The organism is Blautia sp. AF17-9LB, from assembly GCF_003479185.1.
Classification (GTDB): domain Bacteria; phylum Bacillota; class Clostridia; order Lachnospirales; family Lachnospiraceae; genus Fusicatenibacter; species Fusicatenibacter saccharivorans.
Window position 1 is genome coordinate 29,132 of the sequence record NZ_QUGU01000016.1, and the last position, 19,503, is coordinate 48,634.

General features: G+C 48.0%; 25 protein-coding genes. 2 read left to right on the forward strand and 23 right to left on the reverse strand.

The features are described 5' to 3' along the window. Positions 1–4 precede the first annotated feature (4 nt). The 12 genes from rpsQ to DWX00_RS15470 all read right to left on the reverse strand — a co-directional run bounded on the left by rpsQ (position 5) and on the right by DWX00_RS15470 (position 6,867). Positions 5–262, reverse strand: a complete 258-nt coding sequence (rpsQ, locus tag DWX00_RS15415; protein ID WP_022461657.1) for a 30S ribosomal protein S17 — start codon at positions 260–262, stop codon at positions 5–7. 16 nt (positions 263–278) lie between these two features. Next, positions 279–488 (reverse strand): 50S ribosomal protein L29, encoded by a 210-nt coding sequence (gene rpmC / locus DWX00_RS15420; RefSeq protein WP_022461658.1) that lies wholly within the window; start codon positions 486–488, stop codon positions 279–281. Next, positions 478–915: a 50S ribosomal protein L16 gene (gene rplP, locus DWX00_RS15425; RefSeq protein WP_022461659.1), complete on the reverse strand. Its 438-nt coding sequence runs from the start codon at positions 913–915 to the stop codon at positions 478–480. The genes rpmC and rplP overlap by 11 nt, the downstream gene beginning before the upstream one ends. A 2-nt stretch (positions 916–917) precedes the next feature. Next, positions 918–1,574: a 30S ribosomal protein S3 gene (gene rpsC / locus DWX00_RS15430; RefSeq protein ID WP_022461660.1), complete on the reverse strand. Its 657-nt coding sequence runs from the start codon at positions 1,572–1,574 to the stop codon at positions 918–920. 12 nt (positions 1,575–1,586) lie between these two features. Then, positions 1,587–1,973: a 50S ribosomal protein L22 gene (rplV, locus tag DWX00_RS15435; RefSeq protein WP_022461661.1), complete on the reverse strand. Its 387-nt coding sequence runs from the start codon at positions 1,971–1,973 to the stop codon at positions 1,587–1,589. Between the two features lie 33 nt (positions 1,974–2,006). Next, entirely contained in the window at positions 2,007–2,288 is a 282-nt protein-coding gene (gene rpsS / locus DWX00_RS15440) for a 30S ribosomal protein S19 (protein ID WP_022461662.1), read from the reverse strand. 11 nt (positions 2,289–2,299) lie between these two features. Continuing rightward, positions 2,300–3,145, reverse strand: a complete 846-nt coding sequence (gene rplB, locus DWX00_RS15445) for a 50S ribosomal protein L2 (protein ID WP_055266980.1) — start codon at positions 3,143–3,145, stop codon at positions 2,300–2,302. A gap of 61 nt (positions 3,146–3,206) precedes the next feature. Further along, entirely contained in the window at positions 3,207–3,506 is a 300-nt protein-coding gene (gene rplW / locus DWX00_RS15450; RefSeq protein ID WP_022461664.1) for a 50S ribosomal protein L23, read from the reverse strand. Continuing rightward, a complete protein-coding gene (gene rplD, locus DWX00_RS15455; RefSeq protein ID WP_055220759.1) occupies positions 3,506–4,126 on the reverse strand; it encodes a 50S ribosomal protein L4 in 621 nt (206 codons plus the stop codon). Before rplD ends, rplW begins: the two co-directional genes overlap by 1 nt. Positions 4,127–4,152: 26 nt before the next feature. After that, positions 4,153–4,788, reverse strand: coding sequence for a 50S ribosomal protein L3 (rplC, locus tag DWX00_RS15460; RefSeq protein ID WP_022461666.1), 636 nt, complete (start codon positions 4,786–4,788; stop codon positions 4,153–4,155). A gap of 193 nt (positions 4,789–4,981) precedes the next feature. Continuing rightward, positions 4,982–5,299, reverse strand: coding sequence for a 30S ribosomal protein S10 (rpsJ, locus tag DWX00_RS15465; protein ID WP_117510469.1), 318 nt, complete (start codon positions 5,297–5,299; stop codon positions 4,982–4,984). A gap of 509 nt (positions 5,300–5,808) precedes the next feature. Beyond that, complete coding sequence (locus DWX00_RS15470) at positions 5,809–6,867, reverse strand: hypothetical protein (RefSeq protein WP_118595666.1); 1,059 nt, start codon at positions 6,865–6,867, stop codon at positions 5,809–5,811. Between the two features lie 187 nt (positions 6,868–7,054). Between DWX00_RS15470 and DWX00_RS15475 the strand changes: the two genes are divergently transcribed. Beyond that, a complete protein-coding gene (locus DWX00_RS15475) occupies positions 7,055–7,810 on the forward strand; it encodes a GNAT family N-acetyltransferase (protein WP_118595667.1) in 756 nt (251 codons plus the stop codon). A gap of 99 nt (positions 7,811–7,909) precedes the next feature. Here the strand turns inward: DWX00_RS15475 and DWX00_RS15480 are convergent, their stop codons facing one another. The 5 genes from DWX00_RS15480 to mtaB all read right to left on the reverse strand — a co-directional run bounded on the left by DWX00_RS15480 (position 7,910) and on the right by mtaB (position 12,538). Next, positions 7,910–8,173 (reverse strand): HPr family phosphocarrier protein, encoded by a 264-nt coding sequence (locus tag DWX00_RS15480; RefSeq protein WP_022461839.1) that lies wholly within the window; start codon positions 8,171–8,173, stop codon positions 7,910–7,912. Next, positions 8,170–9,108: a DNA-binding protein WhiA gene (whiA, locus tag DWX00_RS15485; RefSeq protein WP_055220767.1), complete on the reverse strand. Its 939-nt coding sequence runs from the start codon at positions 9,106–9,108 to the stop codon at positions 8,170–8,172. Before whiA ends, DWX00_RS15480 begins: the two co-directional genes overlap by 4 nt. A 10-nt stretch (positions 9,109–9,118) precedes the next feature. After that, entirely contained in the window at positions 9,119–10,000 is an 882-nt protein-coding gene (rapZ, locus tag DWX00_RS15490) for an RNase adapter RapZ (RefSeq protein ID WP_022461841.1), read from the reverse strand. 29 nt (positions 10,001–10,029) lie between these two features. Continuing rightward, positions 10,030–10,941, reverse strand: a complete 912-nt coding sequence (gene murB / locus DWX00_RS15495) for a UDP-N-acetylmuramate dehydrogenase (protein ID WP_438266870.1) — start codon at positions 10,939–10,941, stop codon at positions 10,030–10,032. Between the two features lie 262 nt (positions 10,942–11,203). Further along, the gene (mtaB, locus tag DWX00_RS15500) at positions 11,204–12,538 is read right to left on the reverse strand and encodes a tRNA (N(6)-L-threonylcarbamoyladenosine(37)-C(2))-methylthiotransferase MtaB (RefSeq protein WP_118595669.1); all 1,335 of its coding nucleotides are present in this window, start codon (positions 12,536–12,538) and stop codon (positions 11,204–11,206) included. A 162-nt stretch (positions 12,539–12,700) separates the two neighbouring features. Between mtaB and DWX00_RS15505 the strand changes: the two genes are divergently transcribed. Further along, positions 12,701–12,934 (forward strand): HPr family phosphocarrier protein, encoded by a 234-nt coding sequence (locus DWX00_RS15505; RefSeq protein WP_022461844.1) that lies wholly within the window; start codon positions 12,701–12,703, stop codon positions 12,932–12,934. A 133-nt stretch (positions 12,935–13,067) separates the two neighbouring features. Here DWX00_RS15505 and thiI read toward each other — a convergent pair whose 3' ends face one another. The 6 genes from thiI to DWX00_RS15535 all read right to left on the reverse strand — a co-directional run bounded on the left by thiI (position 13,068) and on the right by DWX00_RS15535 (position 19,308). Next, on the reverse strand, positions 13,068–14,246 hold the full coding sequence (gene thiI, locus DWX00_RS15510) for a tRNA uracil 4-sulfurtransferase ThiI (protein WP_082424694.1): 1,179 nt from the start codon (positions 14,244–14,246) through the stop codon (positions 13,068–13,070). 9 nt (positions 14,247–14,255) lie between these two features. Then, positions 14,256–14,912, reverse strand: a complete 657-nt coding sequence (gene thyX / locus DWX00_RS15515; protein ID WP_022461846.1) for an FAD-dependent thymidylate synthase — start codon at positions 14,910–14,912, stop codon at positions 14,256–14,258. A 16-nt stretch (positions 14,913–14,928) separates the two neighbouring features. Next, positions 14,929–16,083, reverse strand: coding sequence for a cysteine desulfurase family protein (locus tag DWX00_RS15520; protein WP_055266965.1), 1,155 nt, complete (start codon positions 16,081–16,083; stop codon positions 14,929–14,931). Then, complete coding sequence (locus DWX00_RS15525) at positions 16,083–16,835, reverse strand: 16S rRNA (uracil(1498)-N(3))-methyltransferase (protein WP_118595670.1); 753 nt, start codon at positions 16,833–16,835, stop codon at positions 16,083–16,085. The genes DWX00_RS15520 and DWX00_RS15525 overlap by 1 nt, the downstream gene beginning before the upstream one ends. 42 nt (positions 16,836–16,877) lie before the next feature. Continuing rightward, positions 16,878–17,834, reverse strand: coding sequence for a 50S ribosomal protein L11 methyltransferase (gene prmA / locus DWX00_RS15530; RefSeq protein WP_022461849.1), 957 nt, complete (start codon positions 17,832–17,834; stop codon positions 16,878–16,880). Between the two features lie 112 nt (positions 17,835–17,946). After that, complete coding sequence (locus DWX00_RS15535; RefSeq protein ID WP_022461850.1) at positions 17,947–19,308, reverse strand: MFS transporter; 1,362 nt, start codon at positions 19,306–19,308, stop codon at positions 17,947–17,949. Positions 19,309–19,503 lie beyond the last annotated feature (195 nt).

Sequence of the window (19,503 nt, forward strand, 5' to 3'; positions counted from 1 at the left end):
TTATTTATTTCGCTTTCTCAACGATCTCCACAAGTCTCCATCTCTTATCTTTGGATAAAGGTCTTGTTTCCATAACTCGTACGGTATCACCTACATGGCACTCGTTGTTTGCATCGTGTGCTTTCAGCTTATATGTGCTTTTTACAATTTTCTTGTACAGAGGATGTTTTACATGGTCTTCGATGGCAACCACGATAGTCTTATCCATCTTATCGCTGACAACTTTGCCCACGCGAGTTTTTCTAAGATTTCTTTCTTCCACGATATTTTCCTCCTAATTACTCAGCTGCGTTTGCCTTCTGGGCAATAACAGTCTGGATTCTTGCAATATTTTTGCGAACCTCTTTGATTCGGCTTGTATTGTCAAGCTGGTTGGTTGCATTCTGGAATCTTAAATTGAAGAGTTCCTTTTTAGCAGCTACTAATTCGTCATTCAGCTCAGCTGCGCTCTTTGTATTTAAATCTTTTACAAATTCGTTAGTTTTCACTGTTATCACCGCCTTCTAAGTCTGCACGAGAAACAACTTTGCATTTACATGGTAACTTATGCATGGCAAGACGTAATGCCTCGCGGGCTGTTTCTTCTGGAACACCTGCGATTTCGAACATTACACGGCCTGGTTTTACTACTGCTACCCAGTACTCCAGAGAACCTTTTCCGGAACCCATTCGGGTTTCAGCCGGCTGTGCGGTTACTGGTTTGTCCGGGAAAATTTTGATCCAAACTTTACCACCACGTTTGATGTAACGTGTCATGGCGATACGGGCTGCCTCGATCTGGTTGGATTTGATCCAGCATGGCTCAAGGGCTACGAGACCAAATTCACCGTAGTTAATTTTGTTTCCTCTGAGGGCTTTACCCTTCATGGAACCACGGAACTGTTTACGACGTTTTACTCTCTTCGGCATTAACATAATTAATTCTCGCTCCCTTCCTTTTTAGTTCTGGTTGGAAGTACTTCGCCATTGTAGATCCATGCTTTTACGCCAACTTTACCGTAAGTGGTATCTGCTTCAGCGAATCCATAATCGATATCGGCACGCAGGGTCTGCAGCGGAATAGTTCCCTCGCTGTAGAACTCGGTACGAGCCATATCAGCTCCACCAAGACGTCCGGATACAGATGTTTTGATTCCCTTAGCGCCAGCTCTCATCGTACGCTGCATGGTAGACTTCATAGCACGACGGAAGGAAATACGGTTTTCCAGCTGTAATGCAATGTTCTCAGCAACGAGCTGTGCATCGCGGTCCGGTCTTTTTACTTCTTTGATATCTACGATAAGCTTTTTGTCAGTCAGTTTCTGAACTTCAGCTTTTACTTTCTCGATCTCTGCTCCGCCTTTACCGATAACAACGCCCGGTTTTGCGGTGTAGATGATAACTTTTACTCTGTCAGATGCTCTTTCGATTTCGATCTTGGAAACACCTGCGCTGTACAGTTTCTTCTTCAGGTATGTGCGGATGTTGTAGTCCTCTACGAGGTTATCTGCGAAATCACCCTCGGCATACCATTTGGAATCCCAGTCTTTAATAACACCGACTCTCAGGCCGTGTGGATTAACTTTCTGTCCCATGACATGTCCTCCTTATTTCTCGTCTAACACAATCGTGATGTGGCTGTTTCTCTTCAGGATTCTGTAAGCTCTGCCCTGTGCTCTCGGATGAATTCTCTTCATGGTCGGAGCCTTGTTAGCGAAGCACTCAGCTACATACAGGTTTTCTCTGGAAAGACCGTTGTTGTTCTCAGCGTTTGCGATTGCGGACTCCAGCAGTTTTTTCACTACGCTGGAGGCATATCTCGGGTTATAAGTTACAATACCAAGTGCGGTTGTTACGTCTTTACCGCGGATTGCATCTAAAACAAATCCAGCTTTCTGCGCAGACATTCTAGCGTAGGATAACTTTGCAGACGGTCTGGTATCTTTGTTAGCATTTCTTGCTCTTTTAATCTGACTTCTATGTCCTTTAGCCATTGCTAAAAAACCTCCTCTCTCAAATCATTCTACTTAGCGGACGCCGGATTTCTTCTCGTCCTTGCCGTGACCTCTGTAGGTTCTGGTTGCTACGAACTCACCGAGTTTGTGTCCAACCATATCCTCTGTAACGTATACCGGCACATGTTTTCTTCCGTCATGAACAGCGATTGTGTGTCCAACGAATGACGGGAAGATTGTAGAACGACGTGACCAGGTTTTAATGACTGTTTTATCTCCTGAAGCGTTTGCAGCGTCAACTTTCTTTAACAGGCTTTCATCTGCAAATGGTCCTTTTTTTAATGAACGAGACATCGTTTACCTCCTTATTTCGATAAAGCTTTTCCATCGCGTCTTCTTACGATGTACTTGTTAGACTGCTTGTTCTTTGCTCTGGTCTTCAGGCCAAGAGCCGGTTTTCCCCAAGGAGTAGACGGGCCCGGACGTCCGATACCGGTCTTTCCTTCTCCACCACCATGTGGATGGTCATTCGGGTTCATGACAGAACCACGTACAGTCGGGCGGATACCCATGTTACGTTTCCGTCCTGCTTTACCAATGTTGATCAGGCTGTGCTCGCCATTTCCAACAACACCGATGGATGCACGGCAGTTGATCGGAACCATTCTCATCTCTCCAGACGGAAGACGAAGGGTTGCGTATTTACCTTCTTTAGCCATCAGCTGAGCGCCATTACCAGCTGCACGAACAAGCTGTCCGCCTTTGCCTGCATGAAGCTCTACGTTGTGAACCATGGTACCAACCGGAATCTCGGACAGCGGCAGGCAGTTTCCAGGTCTTACCTCGGCAGCAGCGCCGCTCATAACCTTCATGCCAACTTTCAGTCCTTCCGGAGCCAGGATGTATGCTTTCTCGCCGTCTGCATAGCAGATCAGAGCGATGTTTGCTGTTCTGTTCGGATCGTACTCGATCGATTTAACGATTGCCGGAACATCATCTTTTCTTCTCTTGAAGTCGATGATTCTGTATTTTCTTCTGCTTCCGCCTCCGCGGTGTCTTACAGTGATTTTACCCTGGTTGTTACGACCAGCGTTTTTCTTCAGGGACACTACCAGAGATTTCTCCGGTGTGCTCTTCGTGATTTCGTTGAAATCAGAGGAGGTCATGTGTCTTCTGGAAGGTGTATATGGGTTAAAGCTTTTGATTCCCATTACTTTGTTCTCCTTTCATTTCGTATCGCACTTATGTGTGCATATTTCGAACAGCTGCTAATTAAAGTCCTTCGAAGATTTCGATGTCTTTGCTGTCCTCGGTCAGAGCAACGATTGCTTTCTTGCTCTTTGCAGTTTTTCCAACTACCATTCCACGACGTTTGTTCTTTCCGTCCATGTTCATGGTGTTTACGCTTTTTACTTTTGTTCCTTCGAACATTTTCTCAACTGCTTCTTTAATCTGAGATTTGTTTGCTTCCGGGTGAACCATAAATGTGTATTTCTTCTCGCCCATAGCGTTCATGCTCTTCTCAGTTACGATTGGTTTCAGGATTACGTCGTAATATCTGATATCTGCCATTATGCGTACACCTCCTCGATAGATGCAACACTTGTTTTGGTTGCGATGATGGTGTTGTATTTCAGCATGTCGAATACGTTGATGGTATTAACAGATGCAGTCTGAACGCCAGCAATGTTTCTTGCGGACAGTGCTACGTTTTCGCTGTCATCTCCGATGATTACCAGTGCGTTGTTTACTTTGAGGTTATCAAGCACTTTCTTCATCTCTTTTGTTTTAACCTCTGCAAGTTTCAGCTCATCAAGAACGATGAATTTGTTCTCCTGAACTTTGCTTGTCAGAACGGATTTTAATGCAGCTCTTTTCTCTTTCTTGTTCATTTTGAAAGAGTAATCTCTTGGTACTGGAGCGAATACAACTCCGCCGCCTGTCCACTGAGGAGCTCTTGTTGAACCCTGTCTTGCGTGACCTGTTCCTTTCTGTCTCCACGGTTTTCTTCCGCCACCGCTTACTTCGGAACGGGTTTTAGCTTTCTGAGTTCCCTGACGATTATTTGCAAGCTGAAGCACTACAGCCTGATGTACCAGATGCTCGTTGATTTCTACACCGAACACTGCATCATTAAGCTCCATGCTGCCAACTTCTTTGCCTTCCATATTTAATACAGATACGTTAGCCATTACGTGTGTTCCTCCTTTCAACGAACTTATTTACCGCATTTTACTGTCTCTTTGATGGTAACCATGGATTTCTTCGGTCCTGGTACAGCACCTTTGACTAACAGTAAATTGTTCTCTACGTCAACTTTTACGATTTCCAGGTTCTGTACGGTGATTTTCTTTCCACCCATCTGTCCTGGCATTCTTTTTCCTTTGAATACCTTACTCGGATCGGAGCAAGCACCATTGGAACCTGCGTGACGATGATATTTGGAACCATGAGCCATAGGTCCTCTGGACTGACCATGTCTCTTGATGGCACCCTGGAATCCTTTACCTTTGCTTGTTGCAGTAGCGTCGATTTTGTCGCCTGCGCCAAAGATATCGGCCTTGATTTCCTGTCCTAATGTATAGGTTTCAGCATCTTCAAATCTGAACTCTTTCAGATATCTCTTGCAGGAAACACCTGCTTTTGCGAACTGGCCTTTCATTGGTTTGTTCACACGGTTTTCTTTCTTCTCGCCGAAGCCTACCTGAATTGCACTGTACCCGTCGTTGTCTGCGGTTTTCACCTGTGTTACAACACACGGACCTGCCTGCAATACAGTTACCGGTACTAAAACACCGTTTTCGTCGAAGATCTGAGTCATTCCGACTTTTGTAGCTAAAATTGCTTTCTTCATTCCTTTTACCTCCTGTTTTATCTACAGCGGAACTTCCTATTATAAAGAAGTTCATTCTAGCGAACAGTTGATATAAGTGGAACACTATGACCCTTAGGGATGTTGATTCCTTCGAATGAGTGTTGCTTCTATATCATCTATTGCTTACTTAATTGATGGCCGGGGGCTGATCCCGGACTTTTTACAGCTGATCTTATTTGTTTTTCATCTTGATGTCGATGTAAACGCCAGCCGGCATTTCCAGTCTTGATAATGCATCCACTGTTTTCTGGGTAGGTGCGATGATATCAATCAGTCTCTTGTGGGTTCTCTGCTCGAACTGCTCACGGGAATCTTTGTACTTATGAACTGCACGAAGGATTGTTACTACCTCTTTCTTCGTTGGAAGCGGTACTGGTCCGCTCACCGTTGCTCCGTTCTTCTTTACAGTTTCGATAATTTTCTGTGCAGATGCATCTACTAACTGATGATCATACGCTTTCAGTGTAATTCTCATTACTTGACTTGCCATAAAAAAAGTCGCCTCCTTTTCGCACTTTTACGAGTACGACAAGCGGTGACTGTACACTTACCCGTGTGTGTCCTGATGTTTGCACACGGTCGTTTCCACTCTTACAGGTGGACTTAATTGTGGGTACAGTGACTTGTCGCCAGTTTCTTTAACTTGACATTCGCTCCACGGAAAACCCGCTGTTTCTCAGCGGCAACCTCGCGCTTCAACGCTATCAATGTCACAACAGTTGTTAGTATACAAGAAACTCCGCGAAAAATCAAGGTTTTTTTTTATTTTTTTCGATTTATCCGTTTTTATGCAAAAAGAGAAATACAGGGGTGCCGTGTTGTGCACTTTTCCTATATCTCTCTCTTTTTTGACGTTTTCCAACTATTCAGAGCCCCATCTCGATTCCACTGCGATGCATCTCGATGTGGCTTCTTGCCATATGAACAAAAAGAAAAGAACGTCCATTCATGCAAGCATGATTCGCGTTCTTTTCTTTTCGTTTGCATGGCTCTGAATAGTTACAGAATGTCGGAATAATCTAAGATTGTGATGCCGGTTGCAGGATCTTCAATGACTTTCGGGTCATCTCCGGCTGCGTGGGCCTTCTGGAGGAGTTCTTCCGCCGTGTAAACCGGCATGGCAAGTTCGATCGGTTCGGACGGTTCCGGTTCCGGCTCTTCTTCCGGCTCTTCGATGGTTTCTTCAAACTCTTCGATTTCTTCCACAGTTTCCGGCTCTGCTGATTCCGGTTCTTCGGTTTCTTCTGTCACTTCTTCCGCTGTTTCTTCTGCGGCAGCTTCTTCGACGATTTCCGTTTCTTCCACGGCTTCCGGAATTTCTTCGGTTTCTTCTCCTCTTACAAGGTTCTGCAGATCGACGGTATTAAAGGACACCTGCTCCGTTTCTTCTTCTTCCAGATCCGGAATTTCAAATTCGTCCTGTTTCTCTTCTTCTGCCGTTTTCTGGTCGGCTGCTCTCAACTGTTCGGTCATTTCCTGTTCTTCCCGTTTCTTTTTTTCTTCCAGAGCAGCTTTCTTTCTGCTGCGAAGCTCTTCGGACGCTTTCTCATCGTCCTCGTCTTCGTCTTCTTCCTCTTCTTCCTCATCCTCTTCTTCATCACGTTTCCATACCTCGGAAAGGATGAACAGAATGACCAGAAACAGAATGGCAAGTCCGATGATCATGATTCCCTCTCTGCTCTGCGCCGCCATCGACAGAAAGCCGATCACCGGAATCGTGATGATCACTTTGCTCACGGTTGCTCTCACGGTAATTTCCGTTGTGTCTCCACTGATCACATTTTTTACGGATGCGGTTCCGGCAGCGGTGTCGAGGGACTGTATCGTATAGATATACTTTCCGGAATTGTCATCAACCAGGATTTTGTCTCCCGTCGCAACCGATGACGTATCTGTCTTCTTTGCGTACGTAACAGCGCCGCGGGAAATGTTGGTATTTCCCATCCCGTCTGAGACAAGTGTCGTGATGCCGGCAAACGGCGGAATCACCAGTGCGCCTGCTGACAGGATTGCAAGCAGAAGCAGCGTATTCACAATTACCTTCAGTAATTTTGACATATTCAATTCTCCTTGTATTCTCAGTCTTTGCCCCCTATTATAACCCCTTTTCTTCGATTATGCAAGAAAACGTTACGCATCGTGTCCCAGCCGCCCGGTTCCGCGTGTCGAATTTTTCGATTTTTTCTTGAAGATCTGTCCTGTTTCTTCTATACTATATGCATAACCAAAGGGGGAATACTTTCATATGAATACACTGATCAAAACCATCGAAGATCTTTCCCTGAACGCATGGCCGTCTCACCAGATCGAGCTGTACGACGGATGGATTCTTCGTTTTTCTTATTTTTATACACACCGGACCAACAGCGTCGAGCAGATCGGGCCGTCCACGATTCCGGTGGAGGAAAAAGTGCAGTACTGTGAGGAGATCTACCGTCGCTGGGGTACACCGGCAATTTTCAAGATCAGTCCGCTTGTCAATCCCGGCTTTGATGCAATGCTCGCCGACCGCGGCTATGTAGTCCAGCACACGACGCACGTCATGACAATGGATCTGGCGAACTTTGCCAAAAAGAATCCTGCCGTTGCCGTGACCGTCAGCAGCTTTATCCCGCCGAAATGGATTGACAGCCTCTTTGCTTTAAAGAGCACGACGAACGTGATGCACCGCATGGTCGTTCCTTCGATGTACCGCGCCATTCCAAAAGAAACCATCTGTACCTCCATCCAGGATGAAACCGGAACGATCATTGCCACCGGCCTTGGCATCCGCGACCGCGATTACGTCGGTGTCTATGCCATCCATGTGCATCCTGCGTACCGCCACCGCCACTACGCTTCCTCGATCTGCCGCACAATCCTCTCCGAGGGAATCCGGCTCGGTGCAACGAAAGCGTATCTTCAGGTTGTTGAGGGAAACACGCCTGCGATCACACTGTATGAATCGCTCGGTTTTTCCTATCTCTATACCTACTGGTTCCGCGCGAAGAACGTGGTCTGATTTTCGTCTGATTTCACATAAAAAAGCATAGCAAAACGGCATGTCAAAATTTTCTGACATGCCGTTTTGCTCTATGTTTATGCTATAAGTGCAGTAAGATTATTCAGCAAAAGGACTGCTTAAATATTTTTCAACGCCGTCCATGGCTTCGCTCTCGTCTTTTCCGTTTGCGGTCACGGTAACTTCCTCGCCATTGTCCAGACCAAGTGTCATCATACCCATAATGCTCTTCGCATTTACTTTTTTTCTGCCGCTCTCGACATAGATTTCACTTTCGTACTGGCTCGCTACCTGTACCAGCATGGCAACTGGTCTCGCCTCCAGGCCGCTTGAAAGACGAATTGTGATTGGTTTCTTAATCATAATACTTCTCCTCCTTGTTTTCTTCGCAAATCTTCTGCAATCTCTTTTAGTTTCCTTAATCTATGATTAACTCCGGATTTACCAACAACCGGCGTTAACATCTTGCCCAGTTCCAGAAGCGATGCTTCCGGGTATTGTAAACGGAGCCTTGCCATCTGCTCCAGCGGTTCCGGCAGAGAAGAAAAGCCTGTGGTTTCTTCGATATACCGGATATCTTCGATCTGGCGGATCGCCGCGCTGACCGTTTTGTTGATGTTGGCAGTTTCACAGTTCACCTTTCGGTTGACACTGCCGCGCATTTCTTTTAAGATCCGCACGTTTTCCAGATTCATAAGTGCGATGTTGGCTTCCATGATGCCAAGCATCTCCACAATCTGTGCGCCTTCTTTCATATAAACCACATGGTGATTTTTCCGGAGAACGATCCGTGCATCAATTCCAAAGCTTTTCAGAAGTTCCTGCACCTGTTCTGCTCTCGGTGCATCGGGGCAGACAATTTCGAGATGGTAAAACCGGTTGGGATCGCTGATGGAACCGGACGCTAAAAATGCGCCCCGCAGAAATGCCCGTTTGCAGCACTGACGCTGTACCACAACAGCCGGAATCGGCATTGCTAACTGCCGGTCTGTCTCGTGTAACTTCACTGCCTGCAGAATCTGACGGGTTTCTTCCCTGTCATTTACGCGGATCAGATACGTATTTTCCTTCTGATTCAGCTTAACTGCAAGCTCTGCCTCTATATTAAATGTTTTTTTCAATAAAGTAAAGTACTTTCTTGCCACATACGCATTCTCTGTCTGAATCCGTATCGTCCCGTCCTTCTCGGAAATCTGTCCGCAGAGTGACAGGATCGCCGCTGTTTCCGCAATCTGGCAGTGGCGTGCCGTCGGAAGATGTCTCGATAATTCCTCTTTTACCTCGCTTGAGAATGACATCCTTCCACCTCTAAATTCCTTTTCGGATGGCGTCTTTTTCCAGATCCCGGTGCTCAATCCGGATTCCATAGTCCTTCGCGTTGGAAAGACGCCGGTACAGCTCGTTGGCAAGGGTTACGGAACGGTGTTTTCCGCCGGTGCAGCCGATGCTGATAATGAGCTGATGCTTGCCCTCGGAAATATAATTCGGAATCAGAAAACGGATCATATCCTCTAATTTTTCCGCAAACACCTGCGCTGTCTCAAATCCCATCACATAATCCCGCACCGGAGCATCGTTGCCGGAGAGCGGGCGCATGCCTTCTACGTAGTAGGGATTCGGCAGGAACCGCACATCGAAAACAAGGTCCGAATCCGCCGGGATTCCGTATTTGAATCCAAATGAGAGCACAGTAATCATCAGATTTTTGAATTTCTGATCCTGCACGAAAATCTTATCGAGCTCCGCTTTCAGCTCTCTTGTGAGAAGCTGGCTCGTATCGAGAATGTAGTCCGCATCTTTTTTCAGGAACTCAAGTGCTTTGCGCTCTTTTCTAATTCCCTCATCCACCCGTCCAAGACCTGCCAGCGGGTGCGTTCTTCTCGTCTCTTTGTATCGTTTGACCAGCACGTCATCGGACGCGTCCAGAAACAGGATCTCATAGCAGATTCCGTTGATGCTCATCCACTCCAGAACATTCTGCAGGTCCGGAAGCGCCTGGCCGCTTCGGATATCGATTCCAACTGCCACTTTCTGGATTTCTCCGGAAGTACCGTCGGCGGTAAGCTGTGCAAATTTTTCAACCAGCGGGATCGGAAGGTTATCGACGCAGAAATATTCCGCGTCCTCCAGCATTTTCAACGCAGTACTTTTTCCCGCACCGGACATGCCGGTCACAATTACAAAACGCATGTTTTTTCTCCTTTGGTGGATAACGAAAATCAGAATTCCCCGAGGAACTGGATTTCCGGCTCAAGCTGTACGCCAAACTGTTCTTTTACTTTTGCCTGGATCTGACGGATCAGTTCCATCACATCCGATGCGGTTGCACCGCCTGCATTGATCAGGAAGCCGCAGTGTTTTTCCGATACTTTTGCACCGCCGACTGCGTAGCCGGAAAGTCCGGCATCCATCACAAGCTTGCCTGCGAAATAGCCTTCCGGCCGTTTGAATGCGCTGCCGGCGCTCGGATACTCGAGCGGCTGTTTCCCTACCCGCTTGTTTTTCAATTCCTGCATGCGGGCAAGAATTTCTTCTTTATCTCCCGGAACAAGCATAAGTTCTGCTCCAAGTACGACGTAGCCTCTGTCTTTGATGACGCTGGCACGGTAGCCGAAGCCGAGCTCTTCTTTTTCCAGTTCCCGGATCTCACCTTCTCTTGTGAGTACAGTGACATTCTGTACAATATCCTTCATCTCTCCGCCGTAGGCTCCCGCGTTCATACGGACGCCGCCGCCTAAAGTTCCAGGGATTCCGGAGGCAAACTCCATACCGGAAAGACCGGCTTCTCTTGCCGCCCGGCTGATGGATACAAGCATGCTTCCGGCTTTCGCCCGGATTCTGTTTCCTTCCACTTCGATTCCCTGAAAGTTTTTGTAAACCGAAAGAATCACACCGTGGTAGCCCTCGTCACTTACAACGAGATTGCTGCCGTTTCCGGTGACGAACCACGGAATCTCTTTTTCTTCGCAGAAAGCCACGATTTTTCTGATTTCTTCTTCTGTATGAGGAGCGACGAAATAATCTGCCGGACCGCCCACACGGAAGGTCGTATGATTTTTCATCGGTTCTGCGGTCTGTACCGCATCTTCCCCTGCAATTGCATAAAGTTCTCTGACAATCTCTTCTTTGATCACGATTTTTACCCTTTGCCGCATCTGCGGCCGAACATTTCATTACGAATTACTACGAATTACAGATTATACTTTTTTTAGACGTGAAAGCAGCCGACATCCCTCACTTCTTCGTTCGTTCTGCCAGCCGCTGTTTTTCTTCTTCGTCTGCCCGCCTTTTTGCAGGCTCACGGGGTATTCTACCACGAACCCTCAAAAAGTGCAACGAACTTTTTCGTTCTGGCTCTTTTTTCTATCAGATCTTCCGGATTGGTATCATTTCCTACATCAGACAGTCTTTTCCATGGATTCTCGCCGGGGTGACAAGCACCATCTGATTCATGAGATTTTCTTCCGAAAGAACGGCAACGCGCAGATATTCTCTCGTGTGTCCCGTCCAGTAACGGACGCCGTCGATCTCGACTTCTTCTTCCATGAGCACTTCCAGCTCTTTTCCGAGGAAGCCTTCCATATATTCCTGTCTCCGTTTCTCGTCCAGTTCCAGCAGAACGTGGCTGCGCTTCGTCTTCTCCTGCTCCGGAATCTGGCCTGCCATCGCTGCGGCGCGGGTGCCTTCTCTTCTCGAATACTTGAAGATGTGAGTCTCGAAGAAATGAATGTCCTCGACAAAGGCGCGCGACTCTTCAAACTCCTCCTCACTCTCCTGCGGGAAACCGACAATCACATCGGTCGTCAGCGCCGGATTTCCATATACCTTACGCAGCAGATCGCATTTGTGTTTGTATTCTTCTGCGGTATATTTCCGGTTCATCCGCTTCAGTGTTCCATTGCTTCCGCTCTGCAGCGAAAGATGGAAATGCGGGCACACCTTCGGCATTGCGGCGATCGCCTCTGCAAACTCTTCGGTGATGATGCCCGGCTCCAGGGATCCGAGACGGATTCTTCTGATGCCGTCCACTGCATCAACAGCGCGGATCAGGTCGAGCAGCGTCTCTTTTTCGCCCTCCGGGAAATCGAGTCCGTAGGAGGAAAGGTGGATACCGGTCAGCACGACTTCCTGGTATCCGGCCTCCACCAGACGTTTTACTTCTTCTACCACATCACTCTGGCGGCGGCTTCTGACTCTGCCGCGCGCGTACGGGATAATACAATAAGTACAGAACTGATTGCATCCATCCTGTACTTTCAGGAATGCGCGGGTGTGCTCCGCCGTTTTGCTGATCGAGAGTGTCTCGTACTCACGGTTGTGTGTCATATCCACGAGGAAGCTCTTACACTCCGCGTCGGATGGTTTTCCACCGTCCTCACGTTCTGCCAGAAAGTTTTCCAGAATATCCACAAGATCTTTCTTCTTATTATTTCCGATGATCAGATCAATCGCCGTATCCTCTTCGAGTTTTTCCCCAGCCGCCTGCACATAACAGCCGCAGGCCACGACAACCGCATCGGGATTCATCTTTTTCGCTTTGTGCAGCATCTGCCGCGATTTCCGGTCCGCAATGTTCGTCACGGTACACGTATTGATAATGTAAACATCCGCTCCCGGTGCAAAAGGCACGATCTCGTACCCTCTGTTTTCGAGGAGCTGCTGGATGGCTTCCAGCTCATATGCGTTCACTTTACACCCAAGATTATGCAAAGCTACCGTTTTTTTCATGCCATACTCCTTTCTTCTTCATCTTTATTATTAAAAATCACGAAGATTCCACTTTATCTTTGTATGTTTTCGCATTGACTTTTTCCCCTCCAGACGGTAAGATAAAGCTGTTAAATGAGGGTAATAAATAATGTTAACCAAATAACAGGGAGGATTACAAACATGAAAACAGTACAGATTTCTCTTAATTCTATCGACAAAGTAAAATCTTTCGTCAACGACATTTCCAAATTCGATTTTGATTTCGATCTGGTATCCGGAAGATACGTAATCGACGCAAAATCCATCATGGGAATCTTCAGCCTCGACCTTTCCAAACCGATCGACCTGAACGTCCATGCTGATGGAGATGCTCTTCAGACCGTACTTGATGTTCTTGCTCCGTACATTGTATAATTACGATAGAACATAAGGGCCGCGCACTCACCGCGGCTCTTTTTTTGTCTTTGTTTATCATCAGGACCGGATCTTGTTTTTCAGAACCCCCAAAACAAGATCCGGCCTTTTTGTTCTTTAAAGCAAGTTTTCCTTAGCAGACCTCGATCGTCTCTGCGGTAGAAACTGCGCGTTCCATCATCTCATCGATCACGTCGTCCAGATGGCGCTCGGAGCATTTGATGACATTCAGGTTCGGTTTTGTCACCGGATGCTTTGCAACGAAGATCGTGCAGCAGTCCTCATACGGCAGAACGGATGTCTCGTACGTACCGATTTTTTCGGAAATATCGACGATCTCCTGTTTGTCGAAACCGATCAGCGGACGGAAGACCGGCATGGTGCAGACTTCGTTGGTAACGGCGAGGGAATGCATCGTCTGGCTTGCCACCTGTCCGATACTCTCTCCGGTGATCAGGCCAAGGCATTTGTCCTGACGTGCAAACGCTTCTGCGATCTTCATCATATAACGGCGCATGATGATGGTCAGCTCGTCGTGCGGGCATTTTTCGTAGATTGCAAGCTGGATCTCGGTGAAGTTGACCACATGCAGACGGATCGGGCCGCTGTAGCGTGCAACGAGTTTTGCAAGATCCACAACCTTCTGTTTAGCTCTCTCGCTGGTGTACGGCGGAGCGTGGAAGTAAACGGCATCAATCTTAACACCGCGTTTTGCGATCATGTATCCGGCAACCGGGCTGTCGATACCGCCGGAAAGCAGCAGCATGGCCTGTCCGTTTGTGCCGACCGGCATACCGCCAGGACCTGCGATGCTCTCGCAGTACAGATAAATCTTCTGACGCAGCTCGACGTTCAGATAGATATCCGGCTCGTGAACGTCTACTTTGAGGTTCGGGCAGACATCGAGGATGCGGCCGCCCAGCTCACAGTTGACTTCCATTGTGTGCATCGGATAGTTTTTGTTCGCACGGCGTGCGCATACCTTAAAGGTTTTCTCCTCGGTCGGGTACAGCTCTTTCACGTAGGAAACCACTGCCTCTGCCAGATCTTCAAAGCCGGTGTCCTCTAAAATGACAACCGGGCAGATCTCGGCGATACCGAAAACTCTTGTCAGCGCATCGACAGCGCCCTCGTAATCAAAGTCTCCTTCGGTGTTGACATAGATTCGTCCCATCTCACGGGTGACCTGGAAATTTCCGTCTACCGGGGCAAGCGCGTGCTCCATCTGTACGCAGAGCGCTTTCTCGAACAGATGACGGTTCTTTCCTTTAATGCCGATCTCGGCATATTTTACCAGAAATGCTTTGTACATCATCGTTTTTTATTCTCCTTTTTTCTCAGCCAGATCGCGGAAGAACAGAGGATATTCCTCAGAAAATTTCTTCAGGATCAGGTCAGATACCTGACGCATCTGCGGATGTGCGGCGTTGGCGCTTCGAAGCCGGATAAAGTGGCGCCACTCTCTTAAGTTCATGGTCATGACGATCTCGGTTTTCAGGGAGTTCGGAAGAATGCTTCTTGCCTCCTCCGGCTTTGCTCCGAGTTCGAGCATCTGGAAGTAATACTGCTCTGCAGCTTCCATTGCTTTCTGCCATACCTCGTATTTTTTACGGTCGTTCTCGTCGTCCAGATCATAGGAAAATCCGGTTGCCAGGTCGATACAGGTGATCTGGTTTCCAAATTTATCTTTCGAATAGTTGCAGTAGCGGGTGCTCTCCTGGCTGTAGCTTGCGATACGGTGGCGGACGATCTCATGGGTCACGCCGCGGTCGCACGTTACTTTTACGGTGATGGAGCCGTGCTCAATGACGGATTCATGGCCGCGTTTGATGATGCCTGCGATGAATTTCTCTGCAGTGCCTTCTCCAATGCGCTCCTCGCTCTTGTAGCAGACTCTTCCGATTTTCTCGATCCGGCGCAGCATATCCTCGTAGGATTCGGTGCTCAGGATTTCAATTTCCGGCTGTATTGTAATCATAATTTTCCTCTTTCTATTATTTCCTGGTAAATCTGCGCAGCATCGGCAGTACCTCGCGCAGCGTATCCAGGGTATAATCAATCTGTTCCAGTGTCGTAAATTCGCTGAAGCTGAACCGCACGGCAGACTCCATCTCGGCTTTCGATGCGCCGATGGCAGTCAGCGTCGGGCTTCCGGCTCTCTTGTGTGATGAGCAGGCGCTTCCGGCGGAAACGTAGATCTGGCGGTCCTCCAGCGTGTGCAGCAGCACTTCACTGCGCACATTTAAGAATGATGCATTGACAATCTGCGGCGCACCCTCTTCTTCCGGCATGCCATGGATGACCACATCGTCCAGCTCCCGTAAGCCTTCGATCAGACGGTGTTTGCAGGCACGCATCTGCGCGGTCTGCTCGTCAAAATGCTTGTAAACGATCTCAGCGGATTTCGCAAGGCCTGCGATGCCCGGCACATTGTCGGTTCCGGAACGCATGCCGTTCTGCTGGCCGCCGCCTAAGATCAGCGGACGGATTTTTACTTTCTCATCAATATATAAAAAGCCGCTTCCCTTCGGTCCGTGGATCTTGTGGCCGCTCACGGAGAGCATGTCGATGCCCATCCGTTTCGGATAAATCCGGTATTTGCCGAACGCCTGGATCGCATCGACATGAAAATACGTTTTCGGATTTTTCGCCTTGATTCTGCGTCCGATCTCCCCGATTGGCTCAACAGCACCGATCTCATTGTTGACATACATAATCGAAACGAGAATCGTCTCCGGCGTGATCGCTTCTTCGAGTTCGTTCACATCCACAAGGCCTTCTTTATTTACCGGCAGGCGCGTAATACGGAACCCCTGCTCCTCCAGAAATGCCAGCGGTGCCGACACGGCCGGGTGCTCGATCGCGCTTGTGATGATGTGGTTTCCCGTTCTCTTATTTGCCATTGCTGTTCCGACGAGCGCCCAGTTGTCGGACTCTGTGCCACCGGAGGTAAAGAAAATTTCTTTTTCTTTGACTTTCAGAATCTTTGCCAGCGTTTCCTGGGCGGTTCTGATATATTGTTCTGCTTCTACCCCTTTTTGATGCATCGCAGACGGATTTCCATAATGATTTACCATCAGATCACAGACGAGATCTGCGGTTTCCTGATAAACACAGGTGGTTGCGGAATTGTCCAGATATGCTTCCATTATCTTGTTCGTTCCCTTCCTTCTAAAAGATACACCAGAATGGAAAGCACGGTCATTCCGGCCGTTTCCGTGCGCAGAATGCGCTTTCCGAGCGTAATCGGCTCTACCTTTTCCTTCATGGCCATTTCCACTTCCGCTTCGTCGATGCCGCCCTCCGGTCCGATCAGGATCGCAATAGATTCACCCGGTTCAATGGATTCCAGAATTTTTCTCGTTCCTTCCATCCCCTCTGCGTTCTCATACGGCATCAGGCGAACGTCTGATTCTGCCATCATTGCAAGCGCCTGCTGAAATGTAACAGGCATGTGTACCGTCGGAATCTGCATCCGTTTGGACTGCTTTGCCGCACCAAGTGCGATCGTCTGCCAACGCTCTGCTTTCTTTTCCGCCTTTTTCCGGTCCAGCTTCACAACGCAGCGTTTCATCTCCACCGGAACAATTTCCGTCGCACCAAGTTCCACTGCTTTTTGGATGATCAGTTCCATTTTGTCACCTTTTGGCAGACCCTGAAACAGTACAATTCCGGACGGGAGTTCTCTGTCTGCTGCTGTGACTTCTTCTACTGCGGCAAGAACCTCCCCTTCCGGGAAATCCGAAACGGCACAATGATATTCCTTTTCGCCTCCGGTACTGACCAGTATTTTTTCGCCCGGCCGCATGCGGAGCACATTTTTGATGTGATTAACGTCACTGCCCGTGATGTGGACAGTGCCGTCATAAATCTGACTTTCTTCTACAAAAAAACGGTACATGAATCTGTTCTCTTTCTCTTCTGGTGTTTCGCTTTTCTTAATTTACATCGGTTTTCTTGCTGTAACAGAAACCCATTCGCCCTGATGTGTAACTTCAACCACTTCAAGTCCCGCTGCAACGACTGCCTCTTTGACAACTTCCTCTTTCACATCGAGAATGCCGGATGTGATATAAACAGCGCCCGGCTTCATCTGGTGTACGATTACCGGCGTCAGCGGAACGAGAACATCTGCAAGAATATTGGCGGTAACGATATCGTATTTTTCGTATCCGACTCTGTCCTGTACTTCTTTGTCATCAATGATATTTCCGATCATCATATCAAAAGCTTCTACCGGAATTCCATTAACTTCTTTGTTTTCCTCAACCGCAGGAACCGCACACGGATCGAGGTCTGTTCCGACCGCATGACGCGCACCAAGCTTCAGTGCAATAATCGAAAGAATACCGCTTCCGGTTCCGACATCAAGCAGCTCGGTATCCTTTGTCACATATTTCTTTAACTGACGGATGCAAAGCTGTGTTGTCTCATGCATACCCGTTCCAAAGGCTGTGCCCGGATCGATATGGATGATCATTTTATCCCGGTCTTCCGGCTTTACTTCCTCCCAGGACGGGATGATCAGAATGTCGTCCACATAGAACTGTTTGAAATACTGTTTCCAGTTGTTGATCCAGTCCTTGTCCTCTGTCTCAGACTCTGTGATGGTGCACTCTCCAAGGTCCAGGAACTCCTGCATTTCTGCAAGTGCCGCGCGGACATCTGCAAGAACCTTCTCCTTGTCCTCATCCACATCGAGGTAAAAATTCAGATAGGCAATGCCGTCGTCATCCGGAATATCCGGCATGATATCCACGAACATCTGCTGTTTGTCGCTCTCGGTCAAAGGCTGTTTGTCCTGAATTTCCACGCCTTCGATTCCCACATCGGCCAGAGTGGAGATCACAATGTCTTCCACTTCCGATCTTGTTTTTAATGTAAATTTATTCCATTTCATTGTTTAAACTCCTTTTTGCGCTTCTCTTTTCCATACGTGCAAAGAAAACCACGTTTATCATACACGATATCGTTCCTGTTGTAAATGTTATTTTCGGCTTTTACGGCCCGTCTCAATCCGAAATCTTTGTCAGAAAGCCATCTTTTTTCGCCTTCTGATAACGCCATACCAGCCCGAGTGTGGATAAAATGCGAACCCCAAGATCTATCAGATTGAACCGGTACAGTGCCGTAAGGTCTGCCCCAAGTGCCGTATACAGACGGACACCGAGCAGCGGCAGAACACTGTTGGTCAGCGTTGTAATCATCGTAAAGAGGCTGATCAAAAGCGAACGGTTCTTTTCCGGCGCGGCATTTAAGAGAATCTGTATCGTACAAAGTGCAACGGCACACTGCGGAGCATTCAGAACCGTCATCAAAACAATAAAAGCAACCCCGCGGTACGCCAGGGGCAGATGAGGAGCCAGAATCATGATAACCGGGCAGAAGCAAAGACCGATCCCGGCGAAAATCAGTGCAAAATCCGGCGATTTTTTCCGGACAACCTTCGCGATCATTCCAACTGCCGCAAGCTGACCGATATTGAAAACACCGTTGCAGATGGAAAGTGTCATCTCCGACATTTTACAGTATTTGACCTGTCCTAAATACCACATGCTCCAGTCAAGCTGCCAGGTGATATAGAAAAAGACCACCGGCACGAAAAACCAGCGCAGTGCTTTATTTTTTCCCACACTTGTGATCGCCTCCAGCAGGTCAGAAACAGAAAAACGTGAGGATGCATTTCCCGCTTCTGCCGAAGCTTTGCCCTCCTCCTGCTGTTTCACCGGAATTTTTTTGATTGCAGCGGCCTGCAACAGAACACAGACAGCAGACAAATAAAAGAAGCTTCGGAGTACCAGAAGCTTTCCATCGGCCGTGTGGCATCTTCCCATCAGAATCCCGCAGATCACCGGTGCAAAAATGCCAATCACAAACATGAACTGATTCCGAAAGGCATAGACATCATTTCGCTGCCGCAGCGAAACCGCAGCACCGAACATCGCCTGCCACTGCGCATTGTAGATGGCAAGTGCACCCGCAGTAAATGCCAGCGATACAAAAAACAGATCCATACGTCTCTCGCCGAGTACCGGTACACTGCCAAGAAATGCATAACCGGCACACATCATAAGAAGCGTAAGCAGCGGTATCGTCTTTGTCGACTTCAGATGATCCGCCAGAATTCCAAGCGGCAGCAATGCTGCACACGCTACAATGTTCGGCACCATCTGGATAATGCCGATCTGACTGTCGGTTGCACCCATGTTTGTCGCATACAGATTCAGACCGAAACCGTTAATCGATGTGATATATTGCAGAAATACACCCTCGACGGCAAACAGCAGCATGATCTGCGCAGATGGCGGCATCTTTTTTGCCCGGTAAAACAGACTCTTTTTCATTGCTTCATCCCCCATACCTTCTTTTGTCATCTTCACGTTCCTGCCCCCTGCCGGATACGTAAAGATTCTGCTTTCATAATGGCAATTTCATGTTCAAATGTCAACAGAAATACCCGGATCCAATGTGAGAATTTCAACGGCATTTTCTGTCAATATTCACAAAAGAAAAAAGGGCATTCTCCCTGTTGAATGCATGAGTTTGGCATAAGAAAAAGGAGCCCCCGT

Bases quoted from the DNA above. Each gene is read 5' to 3' on its own strand.
- rplP (WP_022461659.1), bottom strand. From the start codon at position 915: ATGTTAATGCCGAAGAGAGTAAAACGTCGTAAACAGTTCCGTGGTTCC.
- rpsC (WP_022461660.1), bottom strand. From the start codon at position 1,574: ATGGGACAGAAAGTTAATCCACACGGCCTGAGAGTCGGTGTTATTAAA.
- rplV (WP_022461661.1), bottom strand. From the start codon at position 1,973: ATGGCTAAAGGACATAGAAGTCAGATTAAAAGAGCAAGAAATGCTAAC.
- rpsS (WP_022461662.1), bottom strand. From the start codon at position 2,288: ATGTCTCGTTCATTAAAAAAAGGACCATTTGCAGATGAAAGCCTGTTA.
- rplB (WP_055266980.1), bottom strand. From the start codon at position 3,145: ATGGGAATCAAAAGCTTTAACCCATATACACCTTCCAGAAGACACATG.
- rplW (WP_022461664.1), bottom strand. From the start codon at position 3,506: ATGGCAGATATCAGATATTACGACGTAATCCTGAAACCAATCGTAACT.
- rplD (WP_055220759.1), bottom strand. From the start codon at position 4,126: ATGGCTAACGTATCTGTATTAAATATGGAAGGCAAAGAAGTTGGCAGC.
- rplC (WP_022461666.1), bottom strand. From the start codon at position 4,788: ATGAAGAAAGCAATTTTAGCTACAAAAGTCGGAATGACTCAGATCTTC.
- rpsJ (WP_117510469.1), bottom strand. From the start codon at position 5,299: ATGGCAAGTCAAGTAATGAGAATTACACTGAAAGCGTATGATCATCAG.
- DWX00_RS15470 (WP_118595666.1), bottom strand. From the start codon at position 6,867: ATGTCAAAATTACTGAAGGTAATTGTGAATACGCTGCTTCTGCTTGCA.
- DWX00_RS15475 (WP_118595667.1), top strand. From the start codon at position 7,055: ATGAATACACTGATCAAAACCATCGAAGATCTTTCCCTGAACGCATGG.
- DWX00_RS15480 (WP_022461839.1), bottom strand. From the start codon at position 8,173: ATGATTAAGAAACCAATCACAATTCGTCTTTCAAGCGGCCTGGAGGCG.
- whiA (WP_055220767.1), bottom strand. From the start codon at position 9,108: ATGTCATTCTCAAGCGAGGTAAAAGAGGAATTATCGAGACATCTTCCG.
- rapZ (WP_022461841.1), bottom strand. From the start codon at position 10,000: ATGCGTTTTGTAATTGTGACCGGCATGTCCGGTGCGGGAAAAAGTACT.
- mtaB (WP_118595669.1), bottom strand. From the start codon at position 12,538: ATGAAAAAAACGGTAGCTTTGCATAATCTTGGGTGTAAAGTGAACGCA.
- DWX00_RS15505 (WP_022461844.1), top strand. From the start codon at position 12,701: ATGAAAACAGTACAGATTTCTCTTAATTCTATCGACAAAGTAAAATCT.
- thiI (WP_082424694.1), bottom strand. From the start codon at position 14,246: ATGTACAAAGCATTTCTGGTAAAATATGCCGAGATCGGCATTAAAGGA.
- thyX (WP_022461846.1), bottom strand. From the start codon at position 14,912: ATGATTACAATACAGCCGGAAATTGAAATCCTGAGCACCGAATCCTAC.
- DWX00_RS15520 (WP_055266965.1), bottom strand. From the start codon at position 16,083: ATGGAAGCATATCTGGACAATTCCGCAACCACCTGTGTTTATCAGGAA.
- DWX00_RS15525 (WP_118595670.1), bottom strand. From the start codon at position 16,835: ATGTACCGTTTTTTTGTAGAAGAAAGTCAGATTTATGACGGCACTGTC.
- prmA (WP_022461849.1), bottom strand. From the start codon at position 17,834: ATGAAATGGAATAAATTTACATTAAAAACAAGATCGGAAGTGGAAGAC.
- DWX00_RS15535 (WP_022461850.1), bottom strand. From the start codon at position 19,308: ATGACAAAAGAAGGTATGGGGGATGAAGCAATGAAAAAGAGTCTGTTT.